Origin of the sequence: Paenibacillus sp. GCM10023252 (genome assembly GCF_042653305.1) — a bacterium.
In the GTDB taxonomy this organism is placed as follows: domain Bacteria; phylum Bacillota; class Bacilli; order Paenibacillales; family Paenibacillaceae; genus Pristimantibacillus.
Genome location: NZ_JBHSHW010000037.1, coordinates 17,085 through 33,876, shown reverse-complemented (window position 1 = coordinate 33,876; position 16,792 = coordinate 17,085). Strand labels below are relative to the sequence as shown.

Below are 16,792 nucleotides of genomic sequence, written 5' to 3'. Positions count from 1 at the left end.
ATCGCCAATTGTCCACTAAGCCACCAACTACCTGCTGGCTCTAACTATGTCAGGTCTAGCACCGCTATTATTCTTAGACTGGCCCTTATAGACAAAACAGCGACAGCCTTGGGCCAGAAAATAAACCCTAGACTAGCGCTGTTTTATCCATCTAACGCCGGATAACCTTTTTATTCTTGGTCTGGATTCTCGATAGATCCCATGAATAGCATTGTACCTGTCGAACCGTCTTCGATCGTGAAGAAGAACGGTCTGTTGACCTCCATGGAGAAGGATTGTCTTGCCGACGTCGTTTGCATCAGCACTGATGTTACCGCAGCCGCTTCCGTTCCTTGCTCATTGACTTCGATAAATGTTTTATGCAGTACCTCACCGATGTAAAGACTTGGCTTGATTGGCCCCATGTTGCCGAAGTTAGCACGTTCTGGGTCAAATGCGATTTCCATGCCCAAAGCTTTTAGAGTATCGTTTAATGAAACGGAGTACTCTGACTTGAATCGCGGTATGCGGAGTTGTCCATCAGTCATATGAAACCCTTTTGTCATTTGGTCAATGTCTGAGAGTAATACGGACATCATTTTACTGAGATCGGGACTTTTCACAGTTGGCAAGTATATAACCATTCGCATAGCACCTTTACCGTATGGCATGCGAACAGCCTCATAACCTTCCCCCATTTTGTACTCGTATTCACCTGATTGTCTCATCATGGGGACCTGAACTGCCGGTCCATCTGGAATAAAGAATTCACCTTCAGATGTAGCTTCTTTTTCGAACGGATGCGCCCATTCTCCTTTAAAATAAATGGCGTTTATCAAGAACAACACCGTCAATGGATCGATCGGTCCTTCTACAATCTTTTCAATCTTTCCATTCGTATTCTTTTTCACCCAACGATTGATTTGATCGGGCGCTCCGGATGAGGCCAAGTCCAGCGTTGTCACCTCGGCGTCGTAAAAAGTCCGGTTGTTGTCAAGGAACGGTTTATGGAATTCCTTACCTTCTGAAGCCCACAGCGAGTTTGCAACACTTAGAGACACACTTGGGTCGGTATGTTCAAGCACATCATTCAGCACCTGATTCCCCCTGTTGATGTCATGAAGTGTCATCCCTTTGAGCTGCAGCACCTCTTCCATTGCCGCCTTGGTCTCTGCTTCTGCACCGTTATAAGTCATAGCTAATGCGTTCTCAATACTCAGAGGTGAGATGACCTTATTGCCGCTGAGCTTATCCGATAGAAGAAGTTCTTTGAATAACGCCACACCAAATTTATTGTTCGCCTGCACCATCCTCTTGTCCACATCATCCGAGGAATACATCTGTGTCGCTGGAGTAGGAGATGCTGCCCCTTTCATCGCGCCTCCTCCTCCGCATCCAGTAACCGTCAGTAATACTGCCATGAAGCTTATAGCTAACCTTTTTTTCATACCTATCCCCCAGAGACAATTGATCATCTCTAGACGGGTTATAGAATGAATAAGTTGCAGCAGGAATAAGAGAATTAACAACGGTTATAGCGTTGCAGAGTCTGCTCACTTGCTATGTGCACGCAGCTACCGGAACGAAGCCCGCTCACTCGCCTCCGCCCACAGCGACGCGAGTCCGCTGTCCTGCCACTCCGCACGCGGAGCGGGGATGCGCAGCCACTGCTGCCCGCTGTACACCCAGCGGCGCTCTGGCTGCATGGCGAACAGCTCCTCCACAGAGCCCGCGTCCACGACGACGAATCGTGCGTCGGCTCCCGGAGCTACACCATATCCTTGCAGCCCCATCACCTCTGCCGGAGCCGTGCTGACCATCCGCAGCAGCGTCCGCAGATCGGCAGGACCGCCCATATGCGCCGCATACGAGCTGATCAGCGCAATCTGCAGCAGATCTCCGCGACCGAACGGATGGAACGGATCATGAATGTTATCCGATGCGATCGCGGTCACGATGCCTGCCTCCCACAGCTGCTTCAGCCTCGTCACTCCACGGCGAACGGGATAGTTGTCTTCCCTCCCCTGCAAGTACAGATTCACGGCCGGCAGCGATACCGCCTTCAAGCCCGCTTCCCGCATATCCGCGATAACCGCCTCCGCAGCAGCGTCACTCATGGAAGCCAGCGAACAGAGATGGTCCGCCGTCACCCTTCCCTGCATCCCATACTCCAGCGTCAGCTTGGCCGCATACTGCACGGTCCGGCTGTCTGAACGATCATTCTCATCCGAGTGCAGATCGACCAGACATCCATGCTTCGCCGCCAGCTTGAAAATAAATTCCATATGCTGCTTCGGATCCGCAGACAGATGAGGTGCTCCGCCCAGTCCATCTACTCCCATTCGGAGCGACTCCTCAACAGCAGCCAGCACTTCCGTACTTAACCCATAGCCAATCATGGGAATAAGCTGCATGGTTAAGTAAGGAGCCAGCTCTGCACGCACTTCGAGCGCAGCCTCTATCGTATTCATAGCCGTCCGAATAGATGGATTCGTATTGAAGTCCAGGTGCGTCCTCAGATAGGTCGTCCCATAGGACAAGGCTTGCAGCGCAGCGCGCATCATACGCGCCTTGATCTCCTGCTTGGTGAAGGAGCCAGCCGCTGCGCCATAATTAACGCAAGCCTCTATCAGCGTCCCGCTCTCATTCGGAACTCTTCCAAGGGAGAACGCCTTATCCAGATGCATATGGGAGTCAACGAGGCCGGGCAGCAGCAGCTTGCCTTCCACATCGAGCCGCAGGACTTGCCGAGTGGAAGCGTCTTCGGAGTACAGGGAGGAGCCCTGCACCTCAGAGCTTCCAGCATCAGGCTGCTGTCTTGAGACCCCTTCACTTCCCCGCTCTGCTGAAGATGCAGGAATGGGAGAGAGTACTGAACGTGTCAGCACTCTCCCGCTCCACTCCTCCATTGACACGAACCCATCATCCGATCCAATATAAGCGGCCTGCTTCATCACACTGACCCACTTACCTGCCTCTGCCCGCAGGACATACAGACTGCCCTCGTCGCCAAGCGGCATTCTCACATTACGCAATTCAAGCACATCTGCTATCGTCATGTCTGTCACCTCTCTAGCTCCATCTCAGCATCAGTTGTACTGACTAGCCCCGTATCAGCCGCTTATTTACTTCTTAGGAAGGAACTCCGTCGTGAATGCCTTGCTCACATCCTGCTTCTCCTTGAGCACGCCCACCTCGACGAGCTGCTCGTTCATCGCTTCCCACCGCTCCGTCGTCATGATGCCAATTCCGCCCGCTTCTGCATCTCCACCCGTAATGAGAGGCTTGATGGCGACTGCGCCGAACTCCATTTTCGCCTCAGGCGTATCGGGGTTGCGTTCCTTAATGATTGGGTTAATCTCCTTGTAGTTATCCAGATAGTACTCCCAGCCCTTAATCGTCGCCTCGACGAAGGCGCGCACCTGCTCCGGATGCTCCTTAATCATCTTCTCCGTCGTATACGCGAGATTGCCGTAAGGGGCGAAGCCGGAATCCGCGTTCAGCAGATACTCCGACTCAATGCCTTGAAGCTTCAGATCATAAGGCTCGGACGTAATGTAGGATTGCACGACAGACGTCTCATCCGCCATGAAGCTGCTCAGCTCGAAGTTGTACTTCATCTCCGTCACCTTATCCAGCTTGTACTTCTTCTTAATGAATTCCCAATACCCGGCCCCGCTGCCCACGAACACCTTGCGGCCGTTCAGATCCTCGAAGCCCTTAATATCCTGTCCCTTACGGAACAACAGAGCTTGAGGACTCTTCTGGAAAATCCCCGCAACCGCAACGACCGGTATCCCGTTCGAACGAGAGATGAGAATCTCATCGGTGGAGCCCATGCCGAACTGTGCCTTGCCGGAAGCGATCAGAGCAGCAGCCGATACGCCAGGCCCGCCGGAGGTAATCGTCATATCAAGGCCCGCTTCCTTGTAGAAGCCCTTAGCCAGCGCCGTGTAATTCCCGCCATGCTCCGGCTGCGCCACCCAGTTCGTCACCTGCGTCACCTTGAATAGTTCATCCTTGGCAGGCTCATTGTTCCCACCGCTGCAGCCCGCTAGTCCAACCACTGCTGCAAGCGCGATTACCATACTTCCAACCAGACCTCTGCGAACCTTACCAGTATGCATCCTCATTCTACTCATCTTGCTCCAGCCTCCTATATGATCTCTGTATAGTAGTCCAACTAATAGCGGCTAATTCTCAGTACGCATCTCGGATTCATGCCAGGAGCTAAGCATCCACTTGGAGAATAGATTCACCAGCAGGAAGAACCCAATGCCAAGCGCGGATGCGGCTAGGCCGCAGGCGAATAGGTAAGGCGTCTGCAGTCTGGAAGCAGATACCGTAATGGCATAACCTAGTCCCCCCTTAATGCCTCCAATCCCTGCGACGTATTCTCCTACGATGGCTCCGATAATGGAGAGGGAGCAGGAGATTTTCAGACCGCCAACGATATAAGGTAGGGCCGCCGGTATACGGAGCTTCCACATGACTTGAAGACGGGAAGCGTTGTAGAGGTGGAACAGGTTCTTCATATTCTGATCGGTGGAATTGAGGCCTATGAGTGTATTGGATAGCATGGGGAAGAAGGCAATGAGGAAGGCAATCGAGACGATGGCGTTCAGCCCCGGTCCGAACCAGATGACGATAATCGGCGCCACGGCCACGATCGGAATCGTCTGCAGAATAATCGCATACGGGTAGACGCTCCGCTCCACCGTCTTGGACAGCGCGAGCAGGATAGCGGCAGACACCCCGAGGATAATACTTAGGAAGAAGCCCAGCACAGACTCGATAATCGTCGTCAGCACGGAAGTCAGCAGATTCGTATAGCTCTCTTGAATGGAAGCATAGATATCGGAAGGCTTAGGAACGAGGTAACTCGGCACATCGAACAGCTGCACCCCAAGCTCCCACCCCCCGATGAAAATAACAAAAGTAAAAAGCGGAGCAATCGCCTTGCGAATCGCCTTCGTCAGGGCAGAAGGTCTAGCCTTCGCCGCTTGCTCTCTGAGCGCATCTGCCTGTGTACCAGCAAGCGCGGAGTCGGCGGTTAGATAGCTCTTGTCCATAGCCATGGGTGTCATCCCTCCTCTTGTTCTACAGATCCATCTCAATCTTGCCTGGATTAAGCAGCCCCAGCGGATCGTTCACCAGCTTCTGCTGCTGCATGCTCGGTCTAGCACCCGCACCTGCCTTCAGCGACCAGATATGAGGATCGCTCACCGACACACCTATCGATTCGAAGTAATGGATAATCTCATACAATCGCTCTTCATTAGTGTACCTAATGAGTGGAATGGAGCCCGGCACCACTCTACCGCCGCCTCGCATCCATTCGAAGTGAAGCAGCACTTCATCTCCGAACTTCGCCTTAATCAGCCGCTTCTGCTCCATGAACCGCTCAGGGGAGAAGCCGGCCTGAATGTAAGTGATAGCAGGGTCGGCCTTCAGCCCCCACAGCGTCGTATGGTTCCAGGTGAAGTCGGACAGTCCGACTCCCTTGCGATAGTTCTCGGGAGGGATGGTGTGCGTCATTCTTCCGCCGTACAAGGCCGCCAGTTGGTGCAGAGTGTCCAGGTCCGCTTCATTCGTCTCGATGAGCACCGCATGCGCATCCGTCTCCAGACACTTGGACAGCGGAGTGAAGAAGGAGGGAATCGGCCACTCCATAGGTGCGATGAGACGCTTGCCGATGCCGTCATGTCTGGCCAGCGCATCTGCGAACAAGAGCGAATCCTCGAAGTGAGGCCGATCGAAGGAGATGATACTCTGCCTCCATTCGTTGCGTGGAGCGAGCGGAATGAGCAGCTCCGTCACAATGCCGGTCGTACCGTAGCTATGAATGTAGTTGAACAGCTCCTCTCCGGTGACAACCAGTCGCTGCGGCTCTTCCTCCATCGTATAGATGACAGCCTCAAGCACGTTGCCATCCCACAGATTGCCCCAAGTGATCGATCCGATGCCGCCAGATCCGCCGCTAATGAATCCGCCGACTGTCGCCTTCACGTAGGTGCTCGGGTAGATGCGCAGCTCCTGCCCCCGCTCCCGGGCGGTCCGCTCCAGCACACCCAGCTTCACACCGCACTGGACTCTGGCGAGTCCATCTCTCAGCTCGATAATCCGGTTCATCCCGCTCAGGTCAAGCACGATGCCTCCTTGGAGCGGAACAGCCTGCCCGTAGTTGCCGGTTCCTGCTCCTCGCGTCGTTATGGGAATGCGGTGCTTGTATGCGAACGAGAGCACCTGCGCTACTTCCTCTTCGGTTACCGGCTGGACGACCGCCTCCGCTACCTTGTCCCTCAGCTTGCTCTCCAGTACGGGGGAGTACCAATAGTAGTCTTTCGAGAGCTTCTCAATAGATGCCCTATCCTGAAGCACCTTATCCTCGCCGAACAGCTCCGTTATATCCTTCATCCATACCATCGTCTGCACCTCGCTTACGCCTCCTTCACAACACCGTAGCTATTCGCTTATCCTGACTGACCGTCTTTTCACCAGCTCACCTGACATTCTTCCCCAACTGATGATCGTCCTCACCTGATGGGCATCCTCACCTAATGGGCATCCTGCTTGATGGTCATCTTCACCTGCCTCACCTGACGGTTCTCTTCACCTGACAGACAGCCTTGCCCCTCCCTTGCCGCCTAATGCTTCAATGTTCCAGACACTTCGCGAACGAGCTCGCTGAATTGGGCGTCCGAACGGAAGGAATCATTACGCGGATAGGGAACGGGAATAGGTATCGTCGCTGCAATCTTGCCCGGTCTTGGCGTCATGACGACCACTCGTGTAGAGAGGAATACGGATTCGAACACATTGTGAGTGATGAAGAGCACCGTCATCTTCGGGTCCATCTGCCAGATGTTCAGCAGCTCATCCTGAAGGGTCTGCCTCGTAATCTCATCCAGAGCACCGAATGGCTCATCCATGAGCAGCAGCTTCGGTCGCTGAGCGAGGGCTCTTGCGATGGATACGCGCATTTTCATCCCGCCGGACAGTTCTCTTGGCAGTGACTTCATATGATCCTTCAGCCCAACCAGCTCCAGCACGCGTTCCGCCTCAGCCTTCTTCTCCCCCTTGGAGAAGCCGCGCAGCTCGAGGGGCAATCCGACATTATCGAGCAGGGAGCGCCACGGCAGCAGCGTATGCTCTTGGAAGACGAAGGCAATATCACTCTGCTTCAGCGCCTGCTTCGGCGACAGGCCGAGTATGTTCAGCACCCCCTGCGTAGGAGGAATCAATCCCGTAATCAGGTTGAAAATCGTCGACTTCCCGCAGCCCGACGGCCCCACGAAGCATAGGAACTCGCCCTCGTGAATGTTCAGGTTGACGTTCTGCAAGGCGATGGTCCCGTTCGGGTACACCTTGCTTAGGTTGCTCATCTCTACGATTCGCTGCGGGGGCTCTAGCTGTGGGGATGTCGCTATGGCTGCTGATGCTGGAATTCCGGAGGCGGTTGTCATTGCACCACCCCTTCTCTCTTCGCAATTAAGGATCTCATCTCGAAGCTCGCGAATTGTTGCAGCGCTTCTGCTAGAATCTTGCCGCCTCGGGCGAGGATGGCCTCTCCCTTCTCAGGAGTTGCGAGTGTCGAGTCGCCTCCGATTCCAGATACGGACACATCATCCATGACCCAGGCGAATGCCTTCGTCTTGAAGCCTAAGTAGGGGGAATCGGGGAAGTTGATGAATTCGCAGGGAAGGAGCTCGTCCGTGACCCAATGTCTTCGGAGCGCCATGACGAGCGAAGCCTCCTCGTCGCCGCCATGGATGCCGTATCGGCGTTCTTCCGCAGTGATGATGCCTTCAGACGGAATGTGTCCGCCCGTGTTCAGGTTCAGTACAGTGAGTCCTGTTGCAATGCGAATCTCTCGGCCCATCATGCTGAGCAGATCGACATTGCCGCCGTGAGTATTCCAGAACACCAGCTTGCGGAATCCGCTTCTAGCGAGGCTCTGAGCTATGTCCATTAATACGGCCATCAACGTCTGGGCCGAGAGGGTGATTGTTCCGGGGTGGTTCATATGCTCCGTGCTCTTACCGTAGGACAAGGCAGGGATGAGCCATATGTTCGAATCGACGGGCAGATGCTTGAACGTCTCCGTCATGAAGCCTTCGCCAATCAAGGTATCCGTGTAGGTAGGCAGCGCCGGGCCATGCTGCTCCGTTGCTCCAACCGGGAGCACCACTACCGCATTCTCCTTAGGCAGCTGTTCTACTTGCAGCCTAGACAACCTCGGCAGGAAGTGGGTATCCCATGCTTTGCCGTTGTACCGATCATTCATCATCACTCATGCACCTCCGTTATGCCCTCATTGTAGCCCCCTCGTCAGATATATGTAAACATACTTAACACAAGTTTGTAATTGGTCCTAATAATTTCGCGAATAGGTTGTGCTGAGTGCCTTTAGGGAAGGGGAGAACGACGATTTTTTACAAATGTTGTATAATTACATGTTTCAATTTTTGGTATTAGTCAAATATATAACATGCATGTAACACTTCTATTATTGAGTAAGCATGTAGGAGCACACCAATCCCGATTCTGCTTAGCAGGTTGCAAACGAAAGAGTCTCCTCGTTATGAGGAGACTCAAGGTAATTTACTATGTATCATATATCCTCTTTGTCCACCTCATACCACAACAAGCTGCTGAATGAGTCAGGAATACATGTACTATTCACCCAATAGTACTCACCGTTCAAACCAAGCTGAGCAGCGAGTATGTTTTGAGTGTATTTACCGGTTTGAACCTTCCATCTCTCGCTGGCAAAGGCTCTATCTTCTTGCATCATTTTTAAGATATCGCCCCAAGAGTAACGCCCGCCAGCGCGGTGCTCCATACTAATAATTTTCGTATGGTATCGCATTAGTTGACCTAGATCGACCTCTTTACTGATTTCGGAGTCCCATACCTTACTGAATTCAAAACCTTTTAGTTTAGATGCCTCAACCGCTTCTTTAAACGTGTCTGTAACATACACTCTCGTTTTGGGGAACTCAGGAATTTTAAAGATGTTCTTATCACGAATGTAAGCTTCAAGAAAGTAAATTTCTGAAATACCATCTACAAAACCAAGGCGGTTATTTTTCTCCACAACTGATTTCGTATAATCCAAACAATTGATTAAGCTCAGTACATTTACTAATACAAACTCATTTCCCTCTACAGTTGTCGGAAGGAATTGAACATCATCTTTAATAAGATCTGATACAACATCAAAGGCTTTTAGATTAAATACTGGAATACCTGCTGTTAAATAAGCTATTTCATTATGTCGTCCTTTTTTTACCAAGGAAATTCTGTTCTCATAGGAATGATGGATTGGAACCCCTTGAAAATCATTTTGATAATCTTCTAGCAGATTGAAATCTAATTCCATACATTTCTCAATGGGTCTCAATTGCCATATCTTCATAATATCCTCCTAGGTGCTATGCACGTTCCTCCTTATTATCGTGATAATTAATAGAATTGTTAATGAAAAAAGGAGTGACATTGAAACTACAGCAGGTTCTCTGCTGGTATCTCAATCTCACTCCGATAATGATTCTAACTGGCTTGTAGTACAACCTGTCTATCCTACCCCCGCTGCCCCGTCATCGCCTCCGGCTTCACGTAGGCGTCGAACTGCTCAGCGGTGAGCAAGCCGCTGCGAACGGCGGCTTCCTTCAGCGTCAGGCCCTCCTTGTGGGCCTGCTTAGCGATGGCTGCGGCGTTCTCATAGCCGATATGAGGATTGAGCGCCGTGACCAGCATCAGCGACTGCTGCAGGTTGCGCGCGATGACCTCATGGTTCGGCTCGATGCCGACGGCGCAGTGGTCATTGAAGGAGTGCAGCGCGTCCGAGAGCAGCCTGACCGACTGCAGGAAGTTGTAGAGAATGACGGGCTTGAACACGTTCAGCTCGAAGTTGCCCTGCGAGGCCGCGAAGCCGATCGCCGCGTCCGCACCCATCACTTGGCAGACGACCATCGTCATCGCCTCGCTCTGCGTGGGATTGACCTTGCCGGGCATGATGGAGCTGCCCGGCTCATTCGCCGGAATCGTAATCTCGCCGATTCCGCTTCTCGGTCCGCTGGCGAGCCAGCGGACGTCGTTGGCGATTTTCATCAGGTCGGCTGCCAGCGCCTTGATTGCCCCGTGCACATAGACCATCTGGTCATGGCTGGTGAGGGAGTGGAACTTGTTCGAGGCGGTAATGAAGGGTTCGCCTGTCAACGCAGCAACCTCCGCAGCAACAGCAACGGCATAGTCGGGGTGCGCATTGATGCCTGTCCCAACCGCTGTGCCTCCAAGAGCAAGCTCGTACATCGTACCAACGCTCTGCGAGATCATGGCTGCGGACTTCTCAAGCATCGCCTGCCAGCCACTAATCTCTTGGCCAAGCGTAATCGGCGTTGCATCCTGAAGATGCGTGCGGCCAATCTTCACGACATCGCGGAACTGCTCACTCTTCGCCGCCAGCGTCGCTCGAAGCACCTCGATAGCAGGAAGCAGCTGCTCACGAACAGCCAGCACGCCTGCAATATGCATCGCTGCCGGGAAGGTGTCGTTAGAGCTCTGCGATCGATTCACATCATCATTCGGATGTACGCGCAGGCCAGACTCAGCCGCAGCCCCCCGCTCCTCCAACAACTGATTCGCACGATGCGCGATGACCTCATTTACGTTCATATTCGTCTGCGTGCCGCTGCCTGTCTGCCAGACGACGAGCGGGAACTCATCGTCCCACTGCCCCGACAGAATCTCATCCGCCGCAGCCGCGATCACCGCAGCCTTCGCCTCATCCAGCACGCCCAGCTTGCGATTCGCTTCGGCCGATGCCTTCTTCACAATCGCCATCGCATACACCGCCGCCAGCGGCATCCGCTCCACGCCTATTCGGAAGTTCTCGCGGCTCCGCTGCGTCTGCGCTCCCCACAGCTTGTCCGCAGGCACCTGAATCTCGCCCATCGTGTCCTTCTCTATTCGATAGTCCATCACATTCCAACCTCCTTCAACTGTTGATCATCAACGAATATGTACAGCCCGCCAAGCTGCATGAGCAGCTGGCAGGCGCAGATGAATTAACGCTTCTTCTTGTTCTTCTTGGATACGCTGGCTCTCTTCGTGCTGCGTCCGCTGACTGAACCGTGGCCTCCATGGCTGCCATGACTGCCATGACGGCCGCCGCTGCGATTGTCCATGGCTCCACCGACGGAGTTGTTGTTGTCATCGACGTAACAGAAGAATTTACGGTGAACTGGAATACAATGAACACGGTCAACCACTCGGATCGGTTGAATAACGTCAACGAATTGCTTCACACAGCGGTCACGATATACCGTAATCGGATCAAGCACAATGGGGTCAATTTTGGGACAGCAATGATGATGATCTCTAGACATAAGGTTTTCCCTCCTTGTAAGCAGGCTTAGTCTAGTATACGTTAAGGCGCTTACCTTGCTTGGACTAGACCCCACGGGCTGCGCCTTACTTGATCTTAGCTAGTCCCTACACTGCTCCTTACTTGACCTGAGCTAGTCCACCCACCCACTCCACGATGGCCTGGCTAACCTGCCCAAGCTGCTCTTCCGGAGTAATGGTTGCGGGCTTATCCCCCTTCTGCTGCCCATATGAACCGAATTGTGCGTGATTCCCGCCCTCAATCTCGACATACTTCGTGTCCTCAGGCATATTGGGCTTGCCCTTATTCCAGCTCTCCACGTTCAATACCCCGTCCCGCGAGGCTGTAATCTGCAGTGCCTTCAGACCTGTCCCCTTCAGACTGCCTGCTTCATCTGCATAGGAGCCCATATAGAACACACCCCTCAGCTGCTCCTGGTGATTCACTGCATAACGCGAGGCGAACACCCCTCCAAGCGAATGACCCCCAATGACATACGTATCCTTAGGATGCTCGGCAATGAAGGCATCCGCCTTATTCTCACCCGTGAAGGCCAGATTAAGCGGCATATCGGCAATGTACGTACGATGTCCAGCCTCAGCCAGCTTCGCAGCCAGCAGTGAATAGCTCTCAGGCTCTACCAGCCCCCCAGGGTACAAAATAACCGAAGGAAGCTTAGCCTCCCCAGCCGGATCGAACCTGAAGCCCCCCTTCACTTCCGCTACCTTAACGGCGTCACTTCCAGCCATCGCCGCCTTCGCTTCCGCCGAAGGCGGGTAGAGCAGAATCTGATAAGCGATAACCCCTGCAACGACAAGTACGGTTACAATAACCCCAAGCCATACAAGCACCCTCTTCCATAGGGCTCTCTTAGGCTTGCGCCTGCGGTTGCCCCTCTCTCTCATGAGAGCTTCAGCCATCTCGTCTCTCTCCATTTCCTCTAGGTGAACAGCGCATACCGCTGCCCCATCCCTCTATACACGCAGCCTGGACAAGAGCCCTGCTGACCACTTCATGTATCAACAGAACTCTTCTGTATGAGCTTGCCTTCCAATTACGCTTACTTCTGCACCGCAACCGCCTGAGGATGCTCATCACTCACCAGCGCGAGCTCCGCTGCTGCCGCATTGGACCGCACCTGCTCCGGGCTCTTGCAGCCTGGAATGACGCTCGTTACGGCCGGATGCTGCAAGCACCAAGCTAGCGCCCACTCCGCCATCGGAACACCCGCCGGCACTTCATCACGCCCAATCTGCTCCACGGTCCGAAGCACATCAGACTTATATTGCTCATCATGCCGGTAACGCACATCATTCGCTTCGAACTTAGCACCCGGCTTGTACTTCCCGCTCAAGTATCCGCTGGCCAGCGGCACTCTGGCCAATACACCAAGGTTCTGCCTCTCACAGGAGGCGAACACTCTCTCCTCCGGCTTACGATCCAATCGGTTGTAGACCACCTGAATAGCGCCTGCTCCTACCTTCGTCGCCGCATCCGTCTGATGCACATTGTCATTGCTTCCAATAGAGATGCCCAGGTGGCGAATCTTGCCTGCTTGCACCTGCTTGTCCAGCAGTGTCCATAAGGCATCGTTGTCGAACTGCTCATCCGAGCCGGAGTGGAATTGATAGAGGTCAATATAGTCGGTACGCAAGGCTGTAAGCGAGTCTTCCAGCTGCTTCAAGACTTGCTCAGGCTGCCACTGCTGACTGCGCTCGAGATGTCCCGTGAAGTGATGTCCGAACTTCGTCGCAATAATCCAATCCCCTCTTGAAGAGCTTCCGCTGGCCAAGTACCCGCCAATAAGCTCCTCCGACAGATGGTCGCCATAGCATTCCGCCGTATCAATCAGGTTAATGCCGACATCCTTCGCCTGATCCAGAATCGCGTTCACCTGCCCCTGCGTGAAGTCCATGCCCCACTCCCCGCCGAACTGCCAAGTGCCTATTCCAATGACCGATACATCCAGACCTGTCCTGCCCAGCTTGCGAACCTTCATGACCATACTCCTCCCAGTCTTCGCCTCCAACCTTAGTGGAAGCTTATTCCCATCCATTATAATCCAATGCCACTTGTATTAACAAAAAAAGAGCCGCTCCCGGTCCAATCCCCCCGAAAGCAGCCCTTCTAATCAAATGGCAGCCTTAGCTGCGCGATAAGCTTCTATATAAGCAGCAGACTTCTTCTCAATAAGGGAGAAGTCTCCACTCTTCACGGCATCCTTCGTCAGGTCGGAGCCGATGCCGACCGCTACTGCGCCAGCCTTAATCCAATCGGCAAGATTGTCCAGCGATACGCCGCCTGTTGGCATAATGTTCGCCTGCGGCAACGGCCCCTTAATGGAAGGAATGACACTCGGCGAGTACAGATTGCCCGGGAACAGCTTCACGATATCCACGCCAAGCTCAAGCGCACTCTGTATCTCATGAATCGTCATCGTGCCCGGCATGATCGGTACAGCATATCGGTTGCACAAGGTAATGGTTGCCGGATTAAGCGCAGGCGCCACGACATACTCGGCCCCAGCCAGGATGGCTGCTCTAGCCGTCTCAGGATCGAGCACCGTACCTACTCCGATGATGGCGAAGCGGTCGTCCTCTGGCGATACGGCGGATGAATATTCACTCGCCAGCACCTCGATGGCACGCAGTGCCCCGGGAACGGTCATCGTAATCTCAATGGCTTTGATGCCGCCTTTAATAGCATGCCTAGCCATCGCTGCAACTTCCTCCGCCGAATCGGCGCGAAGCACGGCAACGACGCCTGCATTCGTTAATTGCTGCAAGATTCGTAGCTTTTTCACTAGTAAGTAGCCTCCTTAATGAATAACAGCGTTAACATTCCATCTATTAGTAGATTATAGCACGACAGCCAGCCAGCAATCGTTGTAAAATCCCGCGTTCACGGAATTTGCACATTTCCTGCACATAATTACCAGCCGAGCGAACCATACTACGCCGTAGATAATTCCTAATGGAAGGTGCTGGTAACGAAAATGGACAGTGTCGTACTTGCCCGAGCTTTGTTTGGCAGCTCGATGGCTTTTCATATTATTTTTGCAACGCTGGGGGTCGGGGTGCCGCTCATGATTGTATTCGCTGAGGTGATGGCAGGCGTGACGAAGAATCCGGACTACTCCATCATGGCTAAGAGGTGGACGAAGGCGCAGGCGATTCTGCTTGGCGTTGCAATTCCTTCCGGCACAATCGTAGGGGTCATGCTGTCGCTGCTGTGGCCAGGGTTCATGGAGATTGTCGGACAAGTCATCGCGGTGCCGTTCCAGGTCGAGATCTGGGCATTCTTCCTCGAAGCCCTCTTCATGTCCATCTATATCTATGCCGCGGACAGGCTCTCGCGCAAGCTGCGTATCTTCAGCGTCATCATGGTGTCGCTCGGGTCGGCCGCTTCAGCCGTGCTCATCACGAACGTGCATGCATGGATGAATACGCCGCGGGGCTTCAACATGGTGAATGGCAAGGTGACGGATGTGAATCAGTGGGCTGCCGTGTTCAACCCGAGCTTCGCTGTGACGGCTATTCACGTCGTGGCTTCCGCCTTCATGACGGGCGCATTCTGCATCGGATCCATAGCGGCGTATAAGCTGCTCAAGAAGGACAAGACCGAGCGCGAGCGTGCCTACCACCGCCGCAGCCTACAGCTGGCGCTGGCTGTCGGCTTCGTCTGCTCGATGGCGACCGCGGTCAACGGGCATTACACCGCGCAGATGCTTCACAATTACCTGCCGCTGAAGCTTGCCGCGGCTGAAGGGCTGTTCGAGACGACGGACTATGCGCCGCTCGAGATTTTCGGCAGGACGAGCGTCGAGGAACAGCGAGTGGTTAATGGCATTAAGGTGCCTTGGGCGCTGAGCTTCCTAGCGACGGATCGGTTTGACGGCGTCGTGAAGGGGCTGAATGATTTTCCAAGGGAGCTGTGGCCCCCTCTGTACGTTCACACCTTGTTCAACGTGATGGTTATTATCGGAACGGTGCTGATCGGGCTGTCGTTCCTCGGGCTGTTCATCCTCTACATCCGGCGAAGGCCGCTTCCGAAGTGGCTGCTCGCTGTGCTGGTCATCGGCGGGCCGCTGTCGATTATCGGCATTGAGACGGGGTGGGTGTTCAGTTGTACCGGCCGCCAGCCTTATGTCATTAGCGGCATTCAGTTCACGGCGGATGCGGCCACGAGGTCGAAGGATATCGGAGTACTGTTCGCTCTGTTCATCGGACTGTATGTGCTCTTAATGTTCCTGACGATCTTCGTCATGCGATTCTACTTCAAGAGAAGGCCGGTCGCACGCGAGCTGACCGCCACGGAAGGGGCTTGATAGAGGATGGATAATCCGACGATTGCCATCTCGATCCTGTGGGCGTTCATCTTCGCGTATGCGATACTCGGCTCCGTCGACTTCGGGGCCGGATTCTGGGCGCTCATCTATGACCGGAACAGTGGGGATACGAGGGCGGCGCAGATCGCCAACCGCTACCTGTCCCCCTCATGGGAAGTGACGAATGTGTTCCTCGTGCTCATTGCCGTCGCGCTCGTCGGCTTCTTCCCGCGCGCAGCCTTCTGGTTCGGCACGGTACTCATCGTCCCGGTCTCGCTCGTGCTCATCCTGCTGACGGTGCGAAGCAGCTTCATGGTGTACAGCTACTCGACGAAGCGCTACAGCCGCTTGCTGCGCTGGATCTCCGGGCTGACCGGCGTGCTCATCCCCGGCCTGCTGCTCAGCGTGCTGCCCGTCTCGCTTGGCGGCTTCGTCGAGGTCGACCCGGGCCAGCAGCCGTACCTGCTGTTCGGCAAGCTGCTCAGCTCACCGACCGAATACGCACATCTCGCGTTCGGCATCGCATCCGAGCTGTTCCTCGCTGCCTTGTTCCTGTCCGACTATGCGCACGAAGCAGATGACATCTCCACTTACCGTGTCTATCGCAAGTCGGCGAAGGTGCTTGGTCCGCTGACGCTAGTCACCGCTGTGCTGGCTACCTATACGATGGCGCCTGAGGCGGAATGGATTGTCGAGGGCATTCAGGCCCATTGGCCGTGGTTCCTCGCCTCCATCGTCTCCTTCGGCATCGGCTACAGCGCCCTCTGGTGGCCGAAGAAGGCCGGTGCTCCCGGCAGGCCGCGCATCGCGATTACGTTCGTCATCGGCCAGTACTTCCTCGCCAGTATCGGTTACGGCATGGCGCATCTGCCTTATCTGCTCTACCCGCATCTGACAATTGACCAAGCGGTGACTAATCCGTCCATCTTCCGCGCGCTGCTCATCTCCTACTCGCTCGGTGTAGCAGTGCTCGCTCCAGGCTTCTACTTGTTCTGGCGCCTGTTCCTGAAGGACAAGAAGTATATCGGCAAGGGACCCGATGCTGAGGGCAGTGTGAAGTAGAGATGAGCAAGGGTACTTCGTGTAGGTGACAG

General features: G+C 54.2%; 15 protein-coding genes. 2 read left to right on the top strand and 13 right to left on the bottom strand.

Annotated elements, in window-relative coordinates:
• Positions 1–170: 170 nt before the first annotated feature.
• The 13 genes from ACFO9Q_RS20795 to ACFO9Q_RS20735 form a co-directional block, all read right to left on the bottom strand.
• On the bottom strand, positions 171–1,427 hold the full coding sequence (locus tag ACFO9Q_RS20795; RefSeq protein WP_379185493.1) for a serpin family protein: 1,257 nt from the start codon (positions 1,425–1,427) through the stop codon (positions 171–173).
• A 126-nt stretch (positions 1,428–1,553) separates the two neighbouring features.
• Positions 1,554–3,038 (bottom strand): amidohydrolase family protein, encoded by a 1,485-nt coding sequence (locus ACFO9Q_RS20790; protein WP_379185492.1) that lies wholly within the window; start codon positions 3,036–3,038, stop codon positions 1,554–1,556.
• 66 nt (positions 3,039–3,104) lie between these two features.
• Positions 3,105–4,121 (bottom strand): ABC transporter substrate-binding protein, encoded by a 1,017-nt coding sequence (locus ACFO9Q_RS20785; protein ID WP_379185491.1) that lies wholly within the window; start codon positions 4,119–4,121, stop codon positions 3,105–3,107.
• 51 nt (positions 4,122–4,172) lie between these two features.
• On the bottom strand, positions 4,173–5,051 hold the full coding sequence (locus ACFO9Q_RS20780) for an ABC transporter permease (RefSeq protein ID WP_379185578.1): 879 nt from the start codon (positions 5,049–5,051) through the stop codon (positions 4,173–4,175).
• Positions 5,052–5,079: 28 nt separating this feature from the next.
• Complete coding sequence (locus tag ACFO9Q_RS20775; RefSeq protein ID WP_379185577.1) at positions 5,080–6,405, bottom strand: FAD-binding oxidoreductase; 1,326 nt, start codon at positions 6,403–6,405, stop codon at positions 5,080–5,082.
• A gap of 221 nt (positions 6,406–6,626) precedes the next feature.
• Positions 6,627–7,364 carry an ABC transporter ATP-binding protein gene (locus tag ACFO9Q_RS20770; RefSeq protein ID WP_379185576.1) on the bottom strand — a complete coding sequence of 246 codons (738 nt, stop codon included), beginning with the start codon at positions 7,362–7,364 and terminating at the stop codon, positions 6,627–6,629.
• Positions 7,365–7,441: 77 nt separating this feature from the next.
• Positions 7,442–8,269, bottom strand: a complete 828-nt coding sequence (locus ACFO9Q_RS20765) for a creatininase family protein (protein WP_379185490.1) — start codon at positions 8,267–8,269, stop codon at positions 7,442–7,444.
• Positions 8,270–8,593: 324 nt separating this feature from the next.
• Positions 8,594–9,400 (bottom strand): imm11 family protein, encoded by an 807-nt coding sequence (locus tag ACFO9Q_RS20760; RefSeq protein ID WP_379185489.1) that lies wholly within the window; start codon positions 9,398–9,400, stop codon positions 8,594–8,596.
• A gap of 164 nt (positions 9,401–9,564) precedes the next feature.
• Positions 9,565–10,965: a class II fumarate hydratase gene (gene fumC, locus ACFO9Q_RS20755; RefSeq protein WP_379185488.1), complete on the bottom strand. Its 1,401-nt coding sequence runs from the start codon at positions 10,963–10,965 to the stop codon at positions 9,565–9,567.
• A gap of 86 nt (positions 10,966–11,051) precedes the next feature.
• Positions 11,052–11,372, bottom strand: coding sequence for a hypothetical protein (locus tag ACFO9Q_RS20750; RefSeq protein WP_379185487.1), 321 nt, complete (start codon positions 11,370–11,372; stop codon positions 11,052–11,054).
• Between the two features lie 118 nt (positions 11,373–11,490).
• Positions 11,491–12,291: an alpha/beta hydrolase gene (locus ACFO9Q_RS20745; protein ID WP_379185486.1), complete on the bottom strand. Its 801-nt coding sequence runs from the start codon at positions 12,289–12,291 to the stop codon at positions 11,491–11,493.
• 140 nt (positions 12,292–12,431) lie between these two features.
• Entirely contained in the window at positions 12,432–13,370 is a 939-nt protein-coding gene (locus ACFO9Q_RS20740; protein ID WP_379185485.1) for an aldo/keto reductase, read from the bottom strand.
• A gap of 132 nt (positions 13,371–13,502) precedes the next feature.
• Positions 13,503–14,174: a bifunctional 2-keto-4-hydroxyglutarate aldolase/2-keto-3-deoxy-6-phosphogluconate aldolase gene (locus ACFO9Q_RS20735; RefSeq protein WP_379185484.1), complete on the bottom strand. Its 672-nt coding sequence runs from the start codon at positions 14,172–14,174 to the stop codon at positions 13,503–13,505.
• A gap of 192 nt (positions 14,175–14,366) precedes the next feature.
• Between ACFO9Q_RS20735 and ACFO9Q_RS20730 the strand changes: the two genes are divergently transcribed.
• Together ACFO9Q_RS20730 and ACFO9Q_RS20725 are read left to right on the top strand one after the other, a co-directional pair.
• Positions 14,367–15,698, top strand: a complete 1,332-nt coding sequence (locus ACFO9Q_RS20730) for a cytochrome ubiquinol oxidase subunit I (RefSeq protein ID WP_379185483.1) — start codon at positions 14,367–14,369, stop codon at positions 15,696–15,698.
• A gap of 6 nt (positions 15,699–15,704) precedes the next feature.
• Positions 15,705–16,760 (top strand): cytochrome d ubiquinol oxidase subunit II, encoded by a 1,056-nt coding sequence (locus ACFO9Q_RS20725; protein WP_379185482.1) that lies wholly within the window; start codon positions 15,705–15,707, stop codon positions 16,758–16,760.
• The last annotated feature ends 32 nt before the right edge of the window (positions 16,761–16,792 follow it).

Coding starts and splice junctions, on each gene's coding strand:
- ACFO9Q_RS20745 (WP_379185486.1), bottom strand. CDS start 12,291: ATGGCTGAAGCTCTCATGAGAGAGAGGGGCAACCGCAGGCGCAAGCCT.
- ACFO9Q_RS20770 (WP_379185576.1), bottom strand. CDS start 7,364: ATGAGCAACCTAAGCAAGGTGTACCCGAACGGGACCATCGCCTTGCAG.
- fumC (WP_379185488.1), bottom strand. CDS start 10,965: ATGGACTATCGAATAGAGAAGGACACGATGGGCGAGATTCAGGTGCCT.
- ACFO9Q_RS20765 (WP_379185490.1), bottom strand. CDS start 8,269: ATGATGAATGATCGGTACAACGGCAAAGCATGGGATACCCACTTCCTG.
- ACFO9Q_RS20785 (WP_379185491.1), bottom strand. CDS start 4,121: ATGAGTAGAATGAGGATGCATACTGGTAAGGTTCGCAGAGGTCTGGTT.
- ACFO9Q_RS20780 (WP_379185578.1), bottom strand. CDS start 5,051: ATGGACAAGAGCTATCTAACCGCCGACTCCGCGCTTGCTGGTACACAG.
- ACFO9Q_RS20775 (WP_379185577.1), bottom strand. CDS start 6,405: ATGGTATGGATGAAGGATATAACGGAGCTGTTCGGCGAGGATAAGGTG.
- ACFO9Q_RS20730 (WP_379185483.1), top strand. CDS start 14,367: ATGGACAGTGTCGTACTTGCCCGAGCTTTGTTTGGCAGCTCGATGGCT.
- ACFO9Q_RS20790 (WP_379185492.1), bottom strand. CDS start 3,038: ATGACGATAGCAGATGTGCTTGAATTGCGTAATGTGAGAATGCCGCTT.
- ACFO9Q_RS20750 (WP_379185487.1), bottom strand. CDS start 11,372: ATGTCTAGAGATCATCATCATTGCTGTCCCAAAATTGACCCCATTGTG.
- ACFO9Q_RS20760 (WP_379185489.1), bottom strand. CDS start 9,400: ATGAAGATATGGCAATTGAGACCCATTGAGAAATGTATGGAATTAGAT.
- ACFO9Q_RS20740 (WP_379185485.1), bottom strand. CDS start 13,370: ATGAAGGTTCGCAAGCTGGGCAGGACAGGTCTGGATGTATCGGTCATT.
- ACFO9Q_RS20725 (WP_379185482.1), top strand. CDS start 15,705: ATGGATAATCCGACGATTGCCATCTCGATCCTGTGGGCGTTCATCTTC.
- ACFO9Q_RS20795 (WP_379185493.1), bottom strand. CDS start 1,427: ATGAAAAAAAGGTTAGCTATAAGCTTCATGGCAGTATTACTGACGGTT.